General features: G+C 43.7%; 14 protein-coding genes. 7 read left to right on the top strand and 7 right to left on the bottom strand.

From position 1 onward, the window contains the following. Position 1: 1 nt before the first annotated feature. Positions 2–1,474: a cytochrome-c oxidase, cbb3-type subunit I gene (gene ccoN, locus AXE82_RS03210; RefSeq protein WP_062331365.1), complete on the bottom strand. Its 1,473-nt coding sequence runs from the start codon at positions 1,472–1,474 to the stop codon at positions 2–4. 523 nt (positions 1,475–1,997) lie between these two features. On the opposite strand from ccoN, the gene AXE82_RS03205 reads away from it, so the two are divergent. Further along, positions 1,998–2,387, top strand: a complete 390-nt coding sequence (locus tag AXE82_RS03205; RefSeq protein ID WP_062331363.1) for an SCP2 sterol-binding domain-containing protein — start codon at positions 1,998–2,000, stop codon at positions 2,385–2,387. A 35-nt stretch (positions 2,388–2,422) separates the two neighbouring features. Here AXE82_RS03205 and AXE82_RS03200 read toward each other — a convergent pair whose 3' ends face one another. After that, positions 2,423–2,698, bottom strand: coding sequence for a hypothetical protein (locus AXE82_RS03200; RefSeq protein WP_062331361.1), 276 nt, complete (start codon positions 2,696–2,698; stop codon positions 2,423–2,425). Between the two features lie 296 nt (positions 2,699–2,994). Beyond that, a complete protein-coding gene (locus AXE82_RS03195) occupies positions 2,995–3,972 on the bottom strand; it encodes a hypothetical protein (protein WP_062331359.1) in 978 nt (325 codons plus the stop codon). 479 nt (positions 3,973–4,451) lie between these two features. Here AXE82_RS03195 and AXE82_RS03190 point away from each other — a divergent pair, with 479 nt between their 5' ends. Both AXE82_RS03190 and lolD read left to right on the top strand, forming a co-directional pair. After that, entirely contained in the window at positions 4,452–5,687 is a 1,236-nt protein-coding gene (locus AXE82_RS03190; protein WP_062331356.1) for a lipoprotein-releasing ABC transporter permease subunit, read from the top strand. Between the two features lie 9 nt (positions 5,688–5,696). Beyond that, positions 5,697–6,374, top strand: coding sequence for a lipoprotein-releasing ABC transporter ATP-binding protein LolD (gene lolD, locus AXE82_RS03185; protein ID WP_062331352.1), 678 nt, complete (start codon positions 5,697–5,699; stop codon positions 6,372–6,374). Here lolD and AXE82_RS03180 read toward each other — a convergent pair. Next, complete coding sequence (locus AXE82_RS03180; protein ID WP_082741397.1) at positions 6,371–7,195, bottom strand: YdcF family protein; 825 nt, start codon at positions 7,193–7,195, stop codon at positions 6,371–6,373. The genes lolD and AXE82_RS03180 overlap by 4 nt on opposite strands. A gap of 102 nt (positions 7,196–7,297) precedes the next feature. Here AXE82_RS03180 and AXE82_RS03175 point away from each other — a divergent pair, with 102 nt between their 5' ends. The 4 genes from AXE82_RS03175 (at position 7,298) to AXE82_RS03160 (ending at position 13,011) form a co-directional block, all read left to right on the top strand. Continuing rightward, positions 7,298–10,147: a ComEC/Rec2 family competence protein gene (locus tag AXE82_RS03175; protein ID WP_062331349.1), complete on the top strand. Its 2,850-nt coding sequence runs from the start codon at positions 7,298–7,300 to the stop codon at positions 10,145–10,147. Positions 10,148–10,238: 91 nt separating this feature from the next. Further along, positions 10,239–11,321 carry a signal peptide peptidase SppA gene (sppA, locus tag AXE82_RS03170; RefSeq protein ID WP_062331346.1) on the top strand — a complete coding sequence of 361 codons (1,083 nt, stop codon included), beginning with the start codon at positions 10,239–10,241 and terminating at the stop codon, positions 11,319–11,321. Positions 11,322–11,419: 98 nt separating this feature from the next. Next, positions 11,420–12,247 carry an alpha/beta fold hydrolase gene (locus AXE82_RS03165; protein WP_062334734.1) on the top strand — a complete coding sequence of 276 codons (828 nt, stop codon included), beginning with the start codon at positions 11,420–11,422 and terminating at the stop codon, positions 12,245–12,247. Between the two features lie 29 nt (positions 12,248–12,276). Further along, complete coding sequence (locus AXE82_RS03160; RefSeq protein ID WP_062331343.1) at positions 12,277–13,011, top strand: CPBP family intramembrane glutamic endopeptidase; 735 nt, start codon at positions 12,277–12,279, stop codon at positions 13,009–13,011. Positions 13,012–13,041: 30 nt separating this feature from the next. Here AXE82_RS03160 and dusA read toward each other — a convergent pair whose 3' ends face one another. From dusA to AXE82_RS03145, 3 genes are all read right to left on the bottom strand, one after another. Beyond that, entirely contained in the window at positions 13,042–14,022 is a 981-nt protein-coding gene (gene dusA, locus AXE82_RS03155; RefSeq protein ID WP_197931483.1) for a tRNA dihydrouridine(20/20a) synthase DusA, read from the bottom strand. Between the two features lie 120 nt (positions 14,023–14,142). Continuing rightward, positions 14,143–15,465: an MFS transporter gene (locus tag AXE82_RS03150; protein ID WP_062331339.1), complete on the bottom strand. Its 1,323-nt coding sequence runs from the start codon at positions 15,463–15,465 to the stop codon at positions 14,143–14,145. 299 nt (positions 15,466–15,764) lie between these two features. Then, positions 15,765–17,477 (bottom strand): phospholipase D family protein, encoded by a 1,713-nt coding sequence (locus tag AXE82_RS03145; RefSeq protein ID WP_062331337.1) that lies wholly within the window; start codon positions 17,475–17,477, stop codon positions 15,765–15,767. Positions 17,478–17,603 lie beyond the last annotated feature (126 nt).

The raw sequence follows: 17,603 nt of genomic DNA, 5'->3' as shown, positions 1-17,603 counted from the left end.
CTTAAATCTGTTTTGCGGTAGCAGTTTCTACTACAGGTGTAGTGGTATCCGCTACTTCAACAGTTTTAGTGCTTGGCATCGTGATGGTTTTGTAGACGTTGTAAGCCATGACGACCATACCTGAGACATACAAGAAACCACCAAATGCACGACCAATGTAAGGATAGTGCGAGAACAAGACAGTATCAACGAAACTATACACCAGCGTTCCATCTGGATTTGTAGCACGCCACATCATACCTTGACCAATACCTGAAATCCAAAGCGATACGATGTAGAAAATAGTACCTGCGGTAGCCAGCCAAAAATGCGCGGTGATTAAGTCAGTTGAATACATTTTTTGTTTGTTCCAAAGACGTGGAATTAATACATATAATGAACCAACGGTAATCATACCAACCCAGCCTAACGCACCAGAATGCACGTGACCAACGGTCCAGTCAGTATTGTGGGATAACGCATTGACGGTTTTGATTGACATCATCGGACCTTCAAACGTTGACATCGCATAGAATGACAGTGCAACAATCAAGAAACGAATAATAGGGTCTGTGCGAAGTTTATCCCAGCTGCCAGATAAGGTAAGTACACCATTAATCATACCGCCCCATGAAGGCGCAAATAAAATGATAGAGAATACCATCCCTAAAGACTGTGCCCAGTCAGGGAGTGCTGAATAGTGAAGATGGTGACCACCCGCCCACATATAAGACGCAATTAACGCCCAAAAGTGGATGATAGATAAACGATAAGAGTAAATAGGACGACCGATTTGTACAGGCACAAAATAATACATCATACCTAAAAACGCGGCTGTTAAGTAAAAACCTACGGCGTTGTGACCATACCACCATTGCACCATAGCGTCAGTTGCACCGCCAAACAACGAATACGACTTCCACAAGCCCACAGGGATTGCCATACTATTGACAATATGGAGTAACGCAATGGTCAAAATAAATGCCGCAAAGAACCAGTTAGCAACGTAGATATGCGAGGTTTTGCGTTTCAATAACGTACCAAAAAACACAATGGCATAAGATATCCACACCACAGCAATTAAAATATCAATGGGCCATTCAAGCTCAGCATATTCTTTAGACGAGGTTAAACCCAAAGGTAGGGTAATAATTGCGGCAACAATAACAAGATTCCATCCCCAAAAGGTGAACCAGGCTAGATAAGGTGCGAATAAACGCGTTTTACACGTTCTTTGAACGATATAATATGAAGTTGCGAATAACGCACAACCACCAAATGCAAAAATCACCGCGTTGGTGTGCAATGGACGCAAACGGCTAAATGTTAGCCAAGGGATACCAAAATTGAGGGCAGGCCATGCCAATTGTGATGCAATGAACACCCCAATTGCCATACCGATAATACCATATACTATCGCCATGATTGAGAACAACTTAATGATGTCCACTTCATAATCATCGGTAATAGGTATTGCTGTGTTTTGTAAATTCATTCGATGATTTCCTTTACAGCCTATATTATCAACAAGTTTAAGCAGAAATCTCCTTTGTGCCTGTCAATAAAACTATCCGGTCAGATACGTTGGCGCTAGTTATTTTTTTATAAGATAGGCTAACTATTTAGTGGCTAGTTTCACGATGAATTTTAAAGAAATTAGCGGCTAAATCTTGACGCAAAACAGTAAATTTACAAGCACTAAAATAGGCTCAAACTCACGATTCTCACCAAGTATTGTAACTTAATCTTTGCTAAATATCATCTAATGTAATGTTCATAGCGCAAAAAAAAATTACATACCAACTATTATAATATGAAAAATAAAAAAAACCATGTAAATTGTGGGGATTTTTTTAACACCCCATACACTATTTAGTAACAATGCTAAAAATGGTTAACCGAGCGCCATTGTCGTTGTGCTATAAATAGGTTTATCATGCGTTAGAGAATTGTCATTCATACAAAATCTCGGTAAGATGCACAAGTTTTAATACAACTAACAATAATGAGGATTTAAAATGGCTAAAATTTTAACACAAGAATGGTTTGATAAAGTTGACGAATTAACCAACAACGCCGGTGACCTAAATCTACCCCCTGCGATTAAAAATATGTCGATTAATTTACAAGTCACAGATAGCGACAACCAACAAGTCAATGCCGCTTTTTATGATGGCACGATTCATCAAGGTTTAAAAGATGGTGCTTTAACCACCTTAAAACTGGATGCCGATACCTTAAAAGCGATATTTTTAGATCGTGATATGAACCGTGCAATGGAAGCCTTCATGTCTGGCAAAATCCGCGTCGAAGGCGATATGGGACAATTAATGTCTATCCAAACCGCAAGCCCAAGCGCTGAGCAAAAACAGCTTTTCAAAGACATCTTAGCCAATACACAAGTGTAATCGGGCTAATCAAATAATTTAGGATATTGCGAGCCTTATCCGTGTGTTAAGCGAAATATCACTAACACCCCGAGCACAAAAAAAATCATCGATAACATTCGGTGATTTTTTTTATCGCCTGCTTGGGCGGGGTACAGTAGCAAACCTGTGGTATAAACCATCAGACCATTGACCAAGCTAGTTTGCGTGGCTAAGGTCGTTTGGGTAGTTAGGGTCGTTTGAGCAGATAGTGGGCGGTGATTTACCAATCCAGTCTGGGCTTGGATAGCGTCTGAAGTAGAAACTGCGGATTTAGTCGACTGATTTGGCATGGGTCATCTTCCCAAAATAACTGATAGAACACTCACAAAACATTAGCGGCTAATGTTGGGTAGGCGATTGAGCCACTATAGGATTTATAACTGAGCCGCTATAGGATTCATGACGTTGATTGATAAAAATTGATTTAAATTAAACTTAAAATAACGATAATATAAAATTGTAGTCAATTCAATGAATTAAATAAAATAACGTGCTAGATTTACATTTATTTACAAAATAACAAAGCCACTGTCATAGTCGGCAGTGGCTTTAAGAAAATTAACCCATGATTTTAGTGGGAAATGGCTTAAAACGCTTTGTAATTGGTGACGGCTTTTTTCTGGTTTTCCATAAAAATAGTCCCCTGTAGCCAAATATTGGCTTGAATATAATCGTTGACCTGAATCGCCGCATCGATGTTATCGGCATTGACCGCTAAACGAATAACGACAGGATTATCAAGGCTTTCACGTAGTATCACCACGTCAAGTAATACAAAGTCAACGCCGTTAAAGCTGGTAGTCTGTTTGCCAATAATTTGACCCTGGCACCAGGCTTCATCTTGTTGACCGATGGTTTCACCAAATAAATAAGCACACATATGACCGACGTTGATTTCAATTGGCTCAAGCGGCAAATCGTTTTCGCTAGGTTGCCAAGCGGCGATTTGGGCTTCAAGGTCTTTTGGGGCAACGTTATTATTTTTGGTCAAAATATCATTAAAAGCGCGGTGATAACGAATCGCTTCAGGCTCATCAACCACAATGGTTTCTGAGCGGTTACTCAAACTCACGCTGTAAGCAAATGCACTCAGATTGATTAAGTAGCGGTGATTTTTTTCATAGTTGTGCGCATTGATGGCATAATACTGGTCAAATACATATAACACGGTATTGTCATCAGTTTTTAAGCGCAAAATCGCCTCTATCTGATTGTTACATTTATAGATACCTTCAATAGTGACCCACTGCCCATACGGACTATTGACACAAGGAAACGCATTAATCAAACGTTTGGGTGAGCGATTGCTATCAATCTCAATCACTTGATTGACATGAATTGGCTGATTACCCGATAGTAAAATATGCGAAGGCGTGGCGTTGGTAGTCTTTAGTGGGGTAGGGAGAGTGGCAGTATCGATATGCGATTGCAACCAATTTGGGACGTCATCGGCAATGTTGTTGGTAAAACATGACCAGTGATCTGCATGACCAACCACTTGATCACAGTTTAGACTAATCGTATTGGGGGCATTTGAAGAAGGGGGTTGGTGAGTATTGGTCATAAGACGTCCTTTAAGTAACAACAGGTTTATCAGTAACAACAAGCTTATGTTGCAAACACACTTAATAAACTAAACAGCTGTCACGATATTTATCAAAATTTTAATGATTACATTATCAGCTATCAATAGGCTAATATCAGCCTTCAAATCATCCCGATTAAATCAACGAGTAGCCTCTATGAAGCTATCTGTTAACAACAGATTAACCCTTGATTAAGCAGGGATGAAATTTAATTCTGCTATGTTAATGGGGACATGCAGAATTTTTTCACCTTATTTTGCTTAAAACATCCACAATTTATTGCGCAGATATGTTTGATTCTGCGAATTTTTAGCAAAATTGCAAAAAAACTTTTGCCAAAACGGTAAAAAAATGTGTCAGACTATCACGCTTTTGGCAGGCTTGAATAATAGTTTTGAAATAAGTTATTTCATTGCCTGCTTGTATCATCAAAATAATGATAATTTTTAGGAATGCTATGTTTCGACCGTTGGCTTTGTTTTTAGGATTACGGTATACCCGTGCTGAGCGAAGTAACCGATTTATTTCTTTTATTTCTTTGATTTCAATGGTGGGTTTGACGCTTGGCGTTGCGGTGCTCATTACCGTGTTATCGGTGATGAATGGCTTTGACCGCGAGCTCAAGAGTCGTATTTTGGGGATGGTGCCGCAAGCCACCGTCACTGCCAGTGAAATTATCCCAGATTGGCAGACGCTGGCGCAAACGATTCAAAAAAACCCCAAAGTTGAAGCCGTTGCGCCTTTTATCCAATTACAGGGTATGCTTACCGCAAATGGACAAGTTGCTGGTATCATGGTGACAGGTATTGAGCCAAGCTATGAGAAAAAAGTCTCGATTATTCATCAGCATATGGAAAGTGGGAGTATCGATAGTCTAAAAGGTGGTCAATTTGACATTGTGATTGGCAAGCAAATGGCGGATTCACTGGGGGTGAAACAAGGCGATATGGTCACGCTAGTATTGCCAGAAGCCTCACCATCGCCTGCTGGGGTGATTCCGCGCTTTAAGCGTTTTACCGTCACTGGGGTATATGATATCAGCCCTGAAGTCAACAATATTATGGCATTTATCTCGATGAATGATGCGGCGACCCTACTGCGTCTGCCTGCAGGGGCGCAAGGTATTCGCATGAAGTTAAAGGATTTGTTTGCCGCACCACAAGTGGCTCAGCAAGCAGCGAGCATTGCACCCAATATGCTTGTGCCTAGTGACTGGACATCGACGCATGGGAATTTATTTGGTGCCATCCAAATGGAAAAAGCCATGGTGGGGTTGCTTCTGTTTTTGATTATTTTGGTTGCTGCATTTAACATCGTCTCATCCTTGGTGATGCTGGTGACTGATAAAAAGGCGGACATCGCGATTTTAAAAACCTTTGGTGCGTCGCCTAAGCTCATCACCCAAGTGTTTATGGTGCAAGGATTGTTTATCGGGGTGATTGGTACCGTCGCGGGAACTATTTTGGGCGTGATTTTAGCGTTGACCGTGAGCGATGTGGTAGGCGGCATCAATAGTTTATTTGGGTTACATTTATTTGATGCCTATTTTGTCAACTATTTACCGTCACAACTTGAATGGAAAGACGTATCCATCATCGTGGCAGCCTCACTGGTAATAAGTTTTGTGGCAACCATTTACCCAGCACGCCGAGCAGCTAGCATTCAACCGGCTCAAACATTGCGTTATGAATAGGAGTGAGCCATGACGGCGATTTTAATAGGAAAAAATATCACCAAGACCTATCAAGATGGTAAAACCACCACGAATGTGCTCAATCATTTGGATATCAGTATTAACAGTGGCGAGCGAATCGCCATTGTTGGCACGAGCGGGTCGGGTAAAAGTACCTTGCTACATATCTTGGGTGGCTTAGATGTGCCGACCAGTGGGGAGGTTTGGCTACATGGGCAACGCATCAATGATTTGAATGAAACCCAGCGCGGTGAGCTTCGTAACCAATATTTGGGATTTATTTATCAGTTTCACCATTTGTTGGCGGAGTTTACTGCGATTGAAAATGTGGCAATGCCGCTATTGATGCGAAAAGCAGTGCCAATCGCAGTAGCGCGTCAACAGTCTATTGAATTATTGGAAAAAGTAGGACTGGGGCATCGGCTGACCCATCGCCCAGGCGAGTTATCTGGCGGTGAACGTCAACGGGTGGCGATTGCTAGAGCGCTGGTGACAAAGCCTTCATTGATACTGGCTGATGAACCCACAGGGAACTTAGACTACGCCAATGCACAGGCAGTATTTGAAATCCTCTCGGAGCTACAAAAAGATTTTAATACCGCGCTGTTGATGGTCACTCATGACCGGCAATTGGCACAGTTGGCGGATAAACAATTGGCGTTACAAAATGGCACGTGGGTGGCTTAATACTCATCGAGTAGCCAGCCGCTGATAAAAGCAAAGTATTCGCGAAACCACACATTTGGACGGATATACCAAGGGGTGTCAGACCCGACCACCTGTAAATTGGTATATCCTTGTCGTTTGCCAATAAGGCTTGCGCGCAAGGTGTGAAAATCACTGGTGACTGCGATTATCGGCTGATTTAAGGCAATCCCTTGCTGCGCTAAAATCTTTTTACTATGGACAAAGTTGAGCTCGGTACTGGTGCTTTGTTCTTCAAGCGCAATATGCGCCAAGCTGATGCCATAGGTGTCATGTAAATAGTCCGCCATCGCTTTGGCTTCACTGACATCCTCCCCCGCGTCAAAACCCCCACTGGTTATCACCAGTGCGTTTGTAAAACGTTTGATGACTTCAGATGCTTTATCCAAACGCAGTTTTACCGCATCAGTCGGCTTATTGTCTTTGGTTCCGCCACCTAAGACAATAATCGCTTGCGCCGCCTTAGGATGGTTATCGGTGTTAAAGTGCTGTTTTAAATAGCTGACAAAGACACAAAAACTTATCAACCAGACAAAAAATAGTAGCCAAACTAGCTGCCATAATTTTTTTAATGACGGCTGTGACGCTAAATAAAGTTGGATACGCTCCCAATATACCGCATGGCCTAAAAAAATTAGCCCGATGCCCAATGGCACTAGGGTGCCAATATGAAAAACACGATTGGCCAGCAATAGCCCGCAGTCAACAACCAGTATCAATCCTGCAATCCCTAGAGTGATTTGGATAGTTTTTTTCCTTACGGCTGAGGTTTTGTCATTGCCGCTACTAAATTGAGTCAACATCGATTAATAATTTCCAAAAGTTGCTATTTGTTTTACTATATCGTTCATTCGATAATTGTAAGGGAAGTAGCGAGCTATCGCTATCTTTATCAAGGCTGAAACATGATTTGGCTCATCACGGTTGCCAGTTTGTTGGGGTTTTTAGTGGTAAATACGCTAGCAAATCAACCCTTGATGACAGGTTCTGCGCTAGCCAGTTATGATGCAAAAATTTGGTCTGTGCTATCAGTAGCCCTGGTGATAGCGCTGCTAATCAATGTAGGTTTATACCATGGCTGCAAGCGTAAACAGCTAAAACGAGCGTCACCAAACCCTGCATTCGCCTACCGTTTTACCTTGCCGCTGTTAGCAAGTTTTATCTTTTTGCTGACGCTCATGTTGAGTGCCAGTTATGGTTTCTATCATTACAAGCTGTATCAAAACGCGTTATTGCCCTCAGCGCTCACAGTGGATGCCATCGTTGAATCGCATCAAATCAGCGATACGGTGAGCCAAATGCGCCCATTACCAAATGATAACGCCCTAATTGGCAATGGTTTTATCAAACAAATCCTGCAAGTCCGCATTGATAAGGACGGCGATGCTGGTGCATCGCCATCAACCCCTCAACCACCGCTAACGGCACTCATTACCGCTAACATCAAAGACAACCCTGATTGGGAAGCGCCCTTATCTCAGCTAAGACCTGGCATGCAGCTTAACGTAAAATTACAGCTTGAGCCCATCGCAAAGCCTAAGTCTACAAGTTTACCCAGCAATGCCAAACCGCTCAGGCTAGGATTCGATGAAGCGCAATGGTTAAGACAGCGGGGCGTGCAAGCAAAGGGGGTGATCATCGGTATTGAAAAAACGAGCCTACGGGAATTTAACCCATCCCATGTGAAAGACCGTATGGTTATTGCTATTGAAAAATTGCGCTGGCAACTACGCCAAAAAATCCTCGCCAATTTGCATACAACCCTGCTGAAACAATCCACCGCTATAGCCAATGCTAAAAACGATAATGCCCAACCCGTGCTTAAAAGCTCTGGTGAAACTTCTACCCAAAGTTCTGGTCAAAGCGCTATCCAAAGCCATGCAATCTTATTGGGACTGTTAACGGGTGATAAAAGCCTGATGGATAGCGACCTTAAGAATCGCTACCAAGTCACGGGGATTAGCCATTTATTAGCAATTTCAGGCCCGCATGTGCTGATGCTCGCCGCTATCATATCTGTTTTTGTATTATGGCTCGTTAAGTGGTTTGCGCCGCAGTTGTTGGTCAAATTACCGAGTAGTTTATTGGTGCTTTGGGTGAGTGTGGTGATGGCAGGGTTTTATGCGCTGCTGGTGGGTTTTGAAATACCTGCCCAGCGGACATTTTGGATGCTGTTACTGCTCACGCTGTCGAAACAGTTATTGGTTAATTTTTCTGCTTATCGGCTGTTGGCTTGGGCTGCGCTAGGCATGATTTGGCTAGAACCGACGGCAGTCGGGCAAGCAGGGTTTTGGTTATCCTTTGTAGCGGTGGTTTTACTGTTGAAATTTAGCGAGACAATAGGGACAGTTAGCGCCATTGAAATTAAAGATGTTAGTCAGTTACTAGCGCCTACTGCACGCAGCGATGTGCTGAGTGGTTTTGTTAAAATTATAAGCCATCAATTCAAGGCGTTATTAAAACTACAAATTTGGCTGTTTGTTTGGATGCTGCCTATCGTGGTGTGGTTTTTTGGCAAAGTATCTGTCATTGGCATTTTGGTAAACTTGCTAGCCGTACCATTTTTAGGCTTAGTGGTTGTACCCTTGGATATGTTGGCAGGCGTTGTTAGTTGGCTACCTGTGGCGGGCGATTGGCTAAGTCAAATTATTTGGTCGCTGCTAGCCAGTCTGCTTGACGGGTTTCACTTTTTGCTCAACCAGATTGTCGACACGGGTGTTGCCAAACAATCATTTTTCGCCTTGTCACAAACCCAGCTTGCCCTGTGTTTGTTAATTGCGCTACTGGGGTTGTTAAAAGGCTTGTTGCCTAGAATGCTTATATTGCCACTGGCTATCTTATTGATATTATTGCCACTGCAGCAGCGAAGCTTAAATAACAACCAGCCGACTCTGGCAGTTGGTGATAACCCTAAACTGGTAATCAGTTTGTTAAAGAAAGGCGATGATAGCTGGCTGATTTTGTCCGATAACCAAGTCAAAGCCGCGCAGGCGGATAAACCCAATTTTTTGAAAACCAAACCAGCTATCCGTAATGTTGCAGTTGATGAAGAAATCAGTTCGCTGTTGAACCGTGATATTTATCCGCTGTTGGCAAATCAGCAGGTTCACCGATTGACTGGGGTGATTAGTCAAACGCCCAGTGTCCGCGTCAATGAGCTGGTTCAACAACTGGCAACCCATGTACCTGTTCAAGCCTACTGGCTGGCAGGGTATGATGCCGAACACAGCAGGCTTGATGTGACAGATAAGGCTGTATCTACAAATTTTCGTGCGATTACACCTCGCAGTTGCCAAACCGCCCAACGTTGGCAACAAGATGGCTTGGAAGTGACAGCGGTGTCGGGATGGCAGTTGGATTTAGCCTTAACCGATGAGCAAAAGCGAGCGACCCAAACCTGTTATATTCGCATCCGTTTTATGCCCCCAACTAGCAAACCCTACGATGTGCTGATGTTGGCAGGTAATAGTGATATCGCCATGCAAATGACTGAAAAATTATGCACGGTATCGGCGACGCATTTACTCATTCAGCCTTATACGTTATCCATTAAACCATCGTGGCTAGCGTTGACAAAACCTTCCTTACTGCATGTGGTCACAGGCGCATATAAGTCGCAAAAACTGGCTGAAGATAGCCAATTATCGCTGGCTAGTTGGTCAGTGGATAAGCCTGCAGACCACCTGTTTGAAGTCCTGTATGCCGATCAAGTGGGTGCGGTAATTTACACGCTCACCCCAGATGATACGGAATGATAGTTGACGATTTGGCTACAAGGCAGTGATTGTAATTTTGACCGCTTCCCCCTATCATGGGCGGTAAATTACCTATTGCTAAGGAACTTTTATGTCAGATAATTGGCCACCCGATCCCAACCAACCCTCACAATCAAAGCCACCTGTTCATCCAAACCATACGCAAAACTTGCCACCCAATGCGCCATACGCAGGCAAAGAATGGCAATTGCTAGAAAAAACCCTCATGGCAAGCCTTGTGGAGCAGCGCCGTGCAAGACGCTGGGGTATTTTCTTTAAGCTTATCACCTTGGGCTATGTGCTGCTATTTGGCGCGGCGGTGGCAAAAGGCTGTAGTGGCTCTGCCAAAAGTGGCGTGAGTAATATCGGTATGAGCAAACCGCATTTAGCCGTCATCGATGTCAAAGGCGTCATCAGCAGCGACAATGAAGCCAATAGTCAAGCGGTGGGCGAGGCATTGACGGAAGCGTTTAACAACGACCAAGCGCAAGCGGTGGCGTTACGCATCAACTCACCGGGTGGCTCGCCTGTACAATCCGATGAAATCTGGCAAACCATGACCGAATTGAGAAAAGCCCATCCTAACAAAAAACTGTATGCCGTTATCGAAGATATGGGCGCTTCAGGCGCGTATTATATCGCATCTGCGGCAGATGAAATTTGGGTCAATCCCTCAAGCTTGGTCGGCTCAATCGGCGTGATTATGCCAAGCTACAATGTCCAAGGTTTGATGGATAAACTAGGCATTAAAGATGGCACCATGACAGCCGGTGCGCACAAAGATATTTTAAGCATGAGTCGCCCGCTCTCCGAATTTGAGCGCCAACATGTCCAAAGTGTCCTTGATAACACCCACGCCCATTTTATCAATGCTGTCAAACAAGGTCGCGGCAATCGCCTCAAAAATCCTGACGCCAATCAGCTTTTTTCAGGGTTATTCTGGAGTGGTGAGCAAGCGATTAATCTTGGTTTGGCGGATAAAAAAGGCGGCATCAGCACCCTTGAGTCTCAGCTAAAACTAGACAATGTAGTACAATATAACCCAGAAGACCCAGTGAAAAAAGTGTTCGGTAAATTTGCTAGCCAAATCGGCTATGGGTTTGGCGAAACGGTCTCCAAAGGCTTTGCTAGCCAATTAACCCACGCGGCTGCAAATGATAAAGGAATGCAATAACCATGTCATCTGAGACGAGCCAGCATCCATTAGCCAATCGTTTGCCTTCTGCGCCAACGCTAGCAACAGGGACAGGGGGCATAATAGATACAGCAGGGATAGGGCAAAAACCGCTGATACACTTCGCGCATGCCAATGGTATTCCATCACGTAGCTATCAATATCTGTTTGATTTGCTGAGTGATGAATTTGATATTGTCTATATTCCAGCATTAGGCATTGACCCGCGTTATCCGGTTGATAATCATTGGCAAAAACTGACCGAGCAAGTGATTGATAGCATCCAAGCGCACCTAAGCGCGCGCGGGCAAACCAAGGTCATCGGGCTGGGGCATTCGCTTGGCGCATTGTGTACGCTGCAAGCCAGCTATCAAGCGCCCGAGCTATTTAGCCAAGTGATTGCTTTAGACCCACCGCTCATTCATGGCTACTATTCGATGGCACTACATTGGGCAAAACGCTTTAGCCCACGGTTGGTAGATAGGCTCACGCCTGCAGGTCTATCAAGCCATCGCCGTGACACGTGGCCAAGCCGTGAAGTCGCCTACGAGCATCTGCGACATAAAGCATTCTATCGACATTTTGATGAGCGCTGTTTTAATGATTTTATTCGTTATGGCTTGACGGATACCGCAGATGGGCAAGTGACGCTTACCATTCCAAAAGCGGTGGAAGTGGCGGTATTTCGTACCAACCCCTCGCTTTACTGGCAAAAACCTAACCATCCGCCGGCTGTCCCTGCCAAGCAAATAATTGGTAAAGATAGCCTGTTTCTTAAGCGAGGGTTTCCTGCGCTGGTCAAACAGCGTATGGGCATTGATTTTGAAGTGCATGAAGGCGGGCATATGTTCCCGTTAGAATACCCAGCCAGTACGGTTGAACGAATCAAAGCGCTTATTCACTCAGTCAATCATGATATCCACTAACAACACAAATATCCATTAAAGGGTTTAATGTGCAAAATTTATCATTACAGCCTAGCACCCCCATTTACGATTTACCAAAGACCATCGTGCTATCTATGGTGTTATTGGCGGTGTTTTTTGCCAGTCAATTGATTGGCGTGGTGTTATTTGCACCATGGGTGCTACAAGATGCCGCAAATTTGGATATCGCTGAAAAAGTGTTGCAGGGCAGTGAAAACGGCACCTTAATGAGTCTATCGCTAGGCTTTACCTTAGCCATGGTGATAGGCTGCGTTTATTTGTTTATCCGATTTAAAAACAGCCGTATCAAAGATTATCTTGCCCTCAAGCCCTTTACTTGGTATCAGTTGTTACAATGTAGCGCGCTGCTGATTGTGCTAAATGTTATCATCAACCTAGTCACCGTCTGGTTGGGTCGCGAGCCCATGATGTTTATGGACAATCTTGCCGAGTCCGCGCATCCACGCTGGCTTCTTGTGCTGGCGATGGTGGTATTTGCGCCGATTTATGAAGAAGTGATATTTCGCGGGTTTATGTGGACAGGGCTTGCCAGCTCAAAGCTTGGTATGTGGGGCGCCAGTGTGCTAACCAGTATTGTATTTGCGGTAATTCATATGCAATACGGTGTGGTCGAGTTGTTGGGGATTTTTTGTCTAGCGATGTTATTTAGCTATGGGCGTATCATGTCAGGCTCACTGTTATTGCCTGTGGTGTTGCATATGATGAATAATGGCTTGGCGATGGCGCAGTATTTATACGGCTAGTCTTTTTCAGCTAACTTTTAGCCCGCACTTTTAACCCGCATTCAACGCCAATACCGCTTCACCGGCTTCACGAACTTGGGCAACCGAGAGGGATTTTTGCCCGCTAAGCGCCTGACGCCATTTACGACTGCCTGTCAATCCTTGAAACAAGCCCAAATAATGGCGCATAATGACCGTCAACGGTGTGCCACGCGCGTCACTGGCTGCCAAAAAATCCAGTAACTGATAAAAAATATCCGCTCGGCTAGGCACAGGCTTGCCCCACAGCTGCATGGCTTCGGCTAGAATATAAGGATTATGATAAGCTTCACGCCCAATCATCACACCATCGACTTTCGTCAGATGGGTTTTGATTGCATCAATAGTGGTGATACCGCCATTAATTTCCACGAATACATCGGGAAAATCCTGCTTTAAGCGGTACACATCCTCATAGCGAAGCGGCGGAATTTCACGATTTTGTTTAGGGCTTAAGCCTTGTAGCCAAGCGGTGCGCGCATGGACGATGACATGCTGACAACCTGCTTTCACCACATGATCTACAAAATCCGCCATAAACTCATAACTATCAAAATTATCAATGCCAATACGATGCTTGACAGTGACGGGAATATCCACCGCATCACGCATCGCAGAGACAATATCTGCCACCAATTTGGGCTCTGCCATCAAACACGCCCCGATTTTGTAATGTTGTACCCGATCGGACGGACAGCCGACATTTAGGTTGATTTCATCGTAACCGTATTCCTGTCCGATTTTTGCACAGCGCGCCAATTCCTCAGGATTCGAGCCGCCCAGCTGAAGCACCAAGGGATGTTCATTGGGATAAAATCGCAGCTGATAGTCTGTATCTCCCTGCAATATCGCCGAGGTACTGATCATTTCAGTATAAAGGTAAGTATAAGGATTGAATAACCGAGCAAAGTAACAGTAATCGCGTGTACTCCAATCAATCATCGGTGCGGTGGACAATCGTTTATGCTGCATGGTATTCAAAGGCAGGGTCATAGGCAGGGTCATCGGCAAATATTCAAAAAAAATGGCTAATCTATAGCTAATCTGTCAGCTAATCAATAAAAGCGGGCGCTAAAAAAGCGAGGGTAAAACAAACATCAGCGATGAAAAAACTCAAGAATTCATCAGCCGCTTATCTTCCATGCGATACAAACCATGCAAGTTGGTCAACAACATACCCATGATAATGCCAATCACACAGACAAACACCAGATACAAGGCGCTTGAAAGCATTAATTTACGTGAAAAATAAACCAATAGCACAGGCAATAATGCGCCTGCCAATGCATACGCCACGTTATAGCTAAAGCTAATACCACTTAGGCGTACACCAACCGGAAACAGACGCACACAAATACTTGGGACTAAGCCAATCACGCCAGAGAAAAATCCTAAAATCGCATAGTTAATCAGTAGTAACTCACTACTGTCTTTCAGTGAAACAAAGAAAACAACACTGGCAATGCTTAAAAATATACAGCCTAAAGTAAATACACGACCTGGGTTAAAGCGATCGGCAAAATAACCATAGGTTAAAGCCCCCAATCCACCAAAGATAATACCCACCCCATTGGATATCATCATCAAACTGGTATCGACATCAAAAAACTGGATGCCCAAAATCGGCAAAAGCAGATAAATCGTCAAATAAACACTGGCGGTAAACCAGGACAAACCCAGCGTCATCACCGTACCATAACGGTATTTGATAATAGCTCGGCGTATCGGTAGACGTTTAACCAAGCGATTTTCAGACTTAGCCATCAGCCAAAGCGGGGTTTCTTCAAGCTTGGCTCGTAACAGCACCGCAAATAGCATACCGATACTGGCGATGACAAAAGGAATACGCCAACCATACGATTGCATCTGGGTAGGGGTGAGCATATTTGATAAGGTGGCGCTTAAAAGATTGCCCATCAAAGTCGACAAAATCAGTGCACTGATAAGACCGCCACACACTGACCCTAATTGACGCCGTGGCATATGCTCAGCAATGTATACCCATGAAGCGGGCACCTCAGCCCCATAGCCAAAGCCTTGAATTAAACGCAATAATAGCATGAGAACAATCGCTGCCACACCAATATGATGATAGGTAGGCAAACAGGCAATCACTAAACCAGACGCACCCACCAACAGCAAACTATACAGCAACACATGCTTTCTGCCATAGCGATCGCCGATATCACCCAATATCAAACCGCCTAGCGGTCTTGACATATAACCGGCTAAAATCAGCAGCAAAAAACAAATCGACTTTAACGACTCGGGCATATTTTCTGGGAAAAAAGCTTGATTGATACTATCATTAAAATAAAAATAAATCGTAAAATCAAAGGAAGCAAAAAAAGCCCCAAAAATCGTTAAATACACCACGTTTTTTTCGTAGCGATTTAAATCCCTAATTTCTTCGTTGGCATCATGAAAAAATGGCATAGTCGACAATATCACTTAGAAGCTGGCTAAAGGTTTGCACGCTTTATAATCAATGGACAGATAGGTTACTTAACGCGCTAAAGAATTAAATTCGTCAGTATTCACCTGATAAATTAAATCACTTGACAAATTGAACACTAAATTATCAAAACTGTAATAAATTTAATTATTTAAATAAATATTACAAGCATATGTCATGATTTAACAGTTGAGATATATTACTTTTTGAAACCGCATACTATAGTGATTTTGATACTATTTTTACTAGCAAAAATGTGTGTTTTTTGTAATATAGCCGCTTATAATAAGCGCTTAAATGGCAAGGCAGAAAAAATATTTAGCCAAAGTCTATTGACAAACGTCATGTGCGGCTCTTTATCCAATGTGATAAGCTTTTTATTGGTTTTATCATCATGGGTTTGCCAAATCAGTTGTTCATCATCGTTAAGATGGACGCGGTAACTGACATTAAGCATGGAATTATCAAACGTATTATGAAAGGATGTGGCAAGCGCTTTATCTTCAATCAGCACGCCAAGCTCAGTATTGATGTTGGCAGAGCGCGGATCCACATTGTAAGAACCGATAAAGGTGTATTTGTCATCCACCGCAAAGGCTTTGGTATGCAAACTGGTGCTGTATTTACTGCGATATAAACTACGTTTTTTGCGGCGAAAGTCTGCATCGGCAGAGGATTTTAGCTCATAAAGCGCAATTCCCGCTTTGAGCATCGGCACGCGTGCCACGTTATACCCTGAATGCACGATAGGCACATCGGTTGATTCATACGAGTTGGTAAAAATATTGATTTTTACCCCGTTTTCCATGAGTTTGCTTAGTTGCAGTACGCCCAAGTCAGTGGGCACAAAATACGATGAGACAATGGTGAATTGCTGTTTTGGGGTGCCAATACGTGCCCGAAGCTGTGATACCAATCGGCTATCTTTATCATCTTGGTTGAGTAGTTTTTTGACATCATCTGCCAAAAATTCCATTGGTTGCCAACGAAATTGGATTTTTTTGTTATACAGTTGTTTATCGACTATCGCGCCATTTTGTACCCGATAAAGTTGCGAGCTTTTATGCAGATGGGACTGGCTGTTGACCGGTGCAATCGCAGTCAAAGTCCCCAAAAATGGCTCATCGCTTTTATTACGATCGGGGTTTTTTGAGGGTCTGACCAAACGCTCGATATCATACGATAGAGGACTATCCCAATAATCTTCAAAACTCTCATTGATTTGGTTGACCACTTTGCCGGCAAGCAAAACATCCAAATCAGCAAACTCAGCAATGCTATCTTTACGCAGATATTCATCGCCAATATTGCGCCCACCAATGATGGATAACTGGCGGTCAAAGGTCATGCTTTTATTGTGCATGCGGCGTTGGTAGCGGGGCAGGGCTACCACAAAATTGGCGGGGGTAAAGCTACGCACCAATTTGGGGTTAATCAATCGCACTTGGATATTAGCATGCGCAGCAAAGGCAAGTAGTTGTTGGTCAAGTTCCGGATTGGTGTTCAAATCATCGAGTAACAGTCGTACTTTGACACCACGATTGGCAGCTTGGTACAAGTCTTTAAGCATCAGTTGTCCTGCTGCATCGTTGTGCCAAATATAGTATTGGATATCGATGGTCTGCTGAGCCATTTCGGTCAAAATACTGCGTGAGGCGAACGCATCACTGCTATCAATTAGCGGATAATAACCGGAAAATTTGCTCGGTGAGGGGTTTTTGCTAGCACTGATACGGCTGATTAAATACTGACCTTGGATACGCGATTTTTCGGAAAATTTTTGCGCACCTGTCAGCTGCGTTGATACAGTTGGCGTAGCGGTGATATGGGGATTGTTCGGCAACATTTGGCAAGCGGTCAGTAGCGTAAGTAGCAGCGTAAATAGCAATGGCAAGCAAAACGTCACAATTTTGGGCGTGAGTTTTTGCGATGCCAAGGTGACCAATACTAATTTGACAAAGCCAACAGATACTGAATAAAATGCTGCTACCAAAGCCTGAATCCTTTTAAAAAATCACTGATTAACGTGGCACTCACCTAAGAAAAGTTACTTGTCATGGCGTTTTTGCATAAAATACTGACTTGAAAGCCACCGTCAAATCCAACTTATGCTATCATA

The sequence above is a fragment of the Moraxella osloensis genome, assembly GCF_001553955.1.
GTDB lineage: Bacteria > Pseudomonadota > Gammaproteobacteria > Pseudomonadales > Moraxellaceae > Faucicola > Faucicola osloensis.
This window is presented reverse-complemented; position numbering and strand designations above follow the sequence as displayed.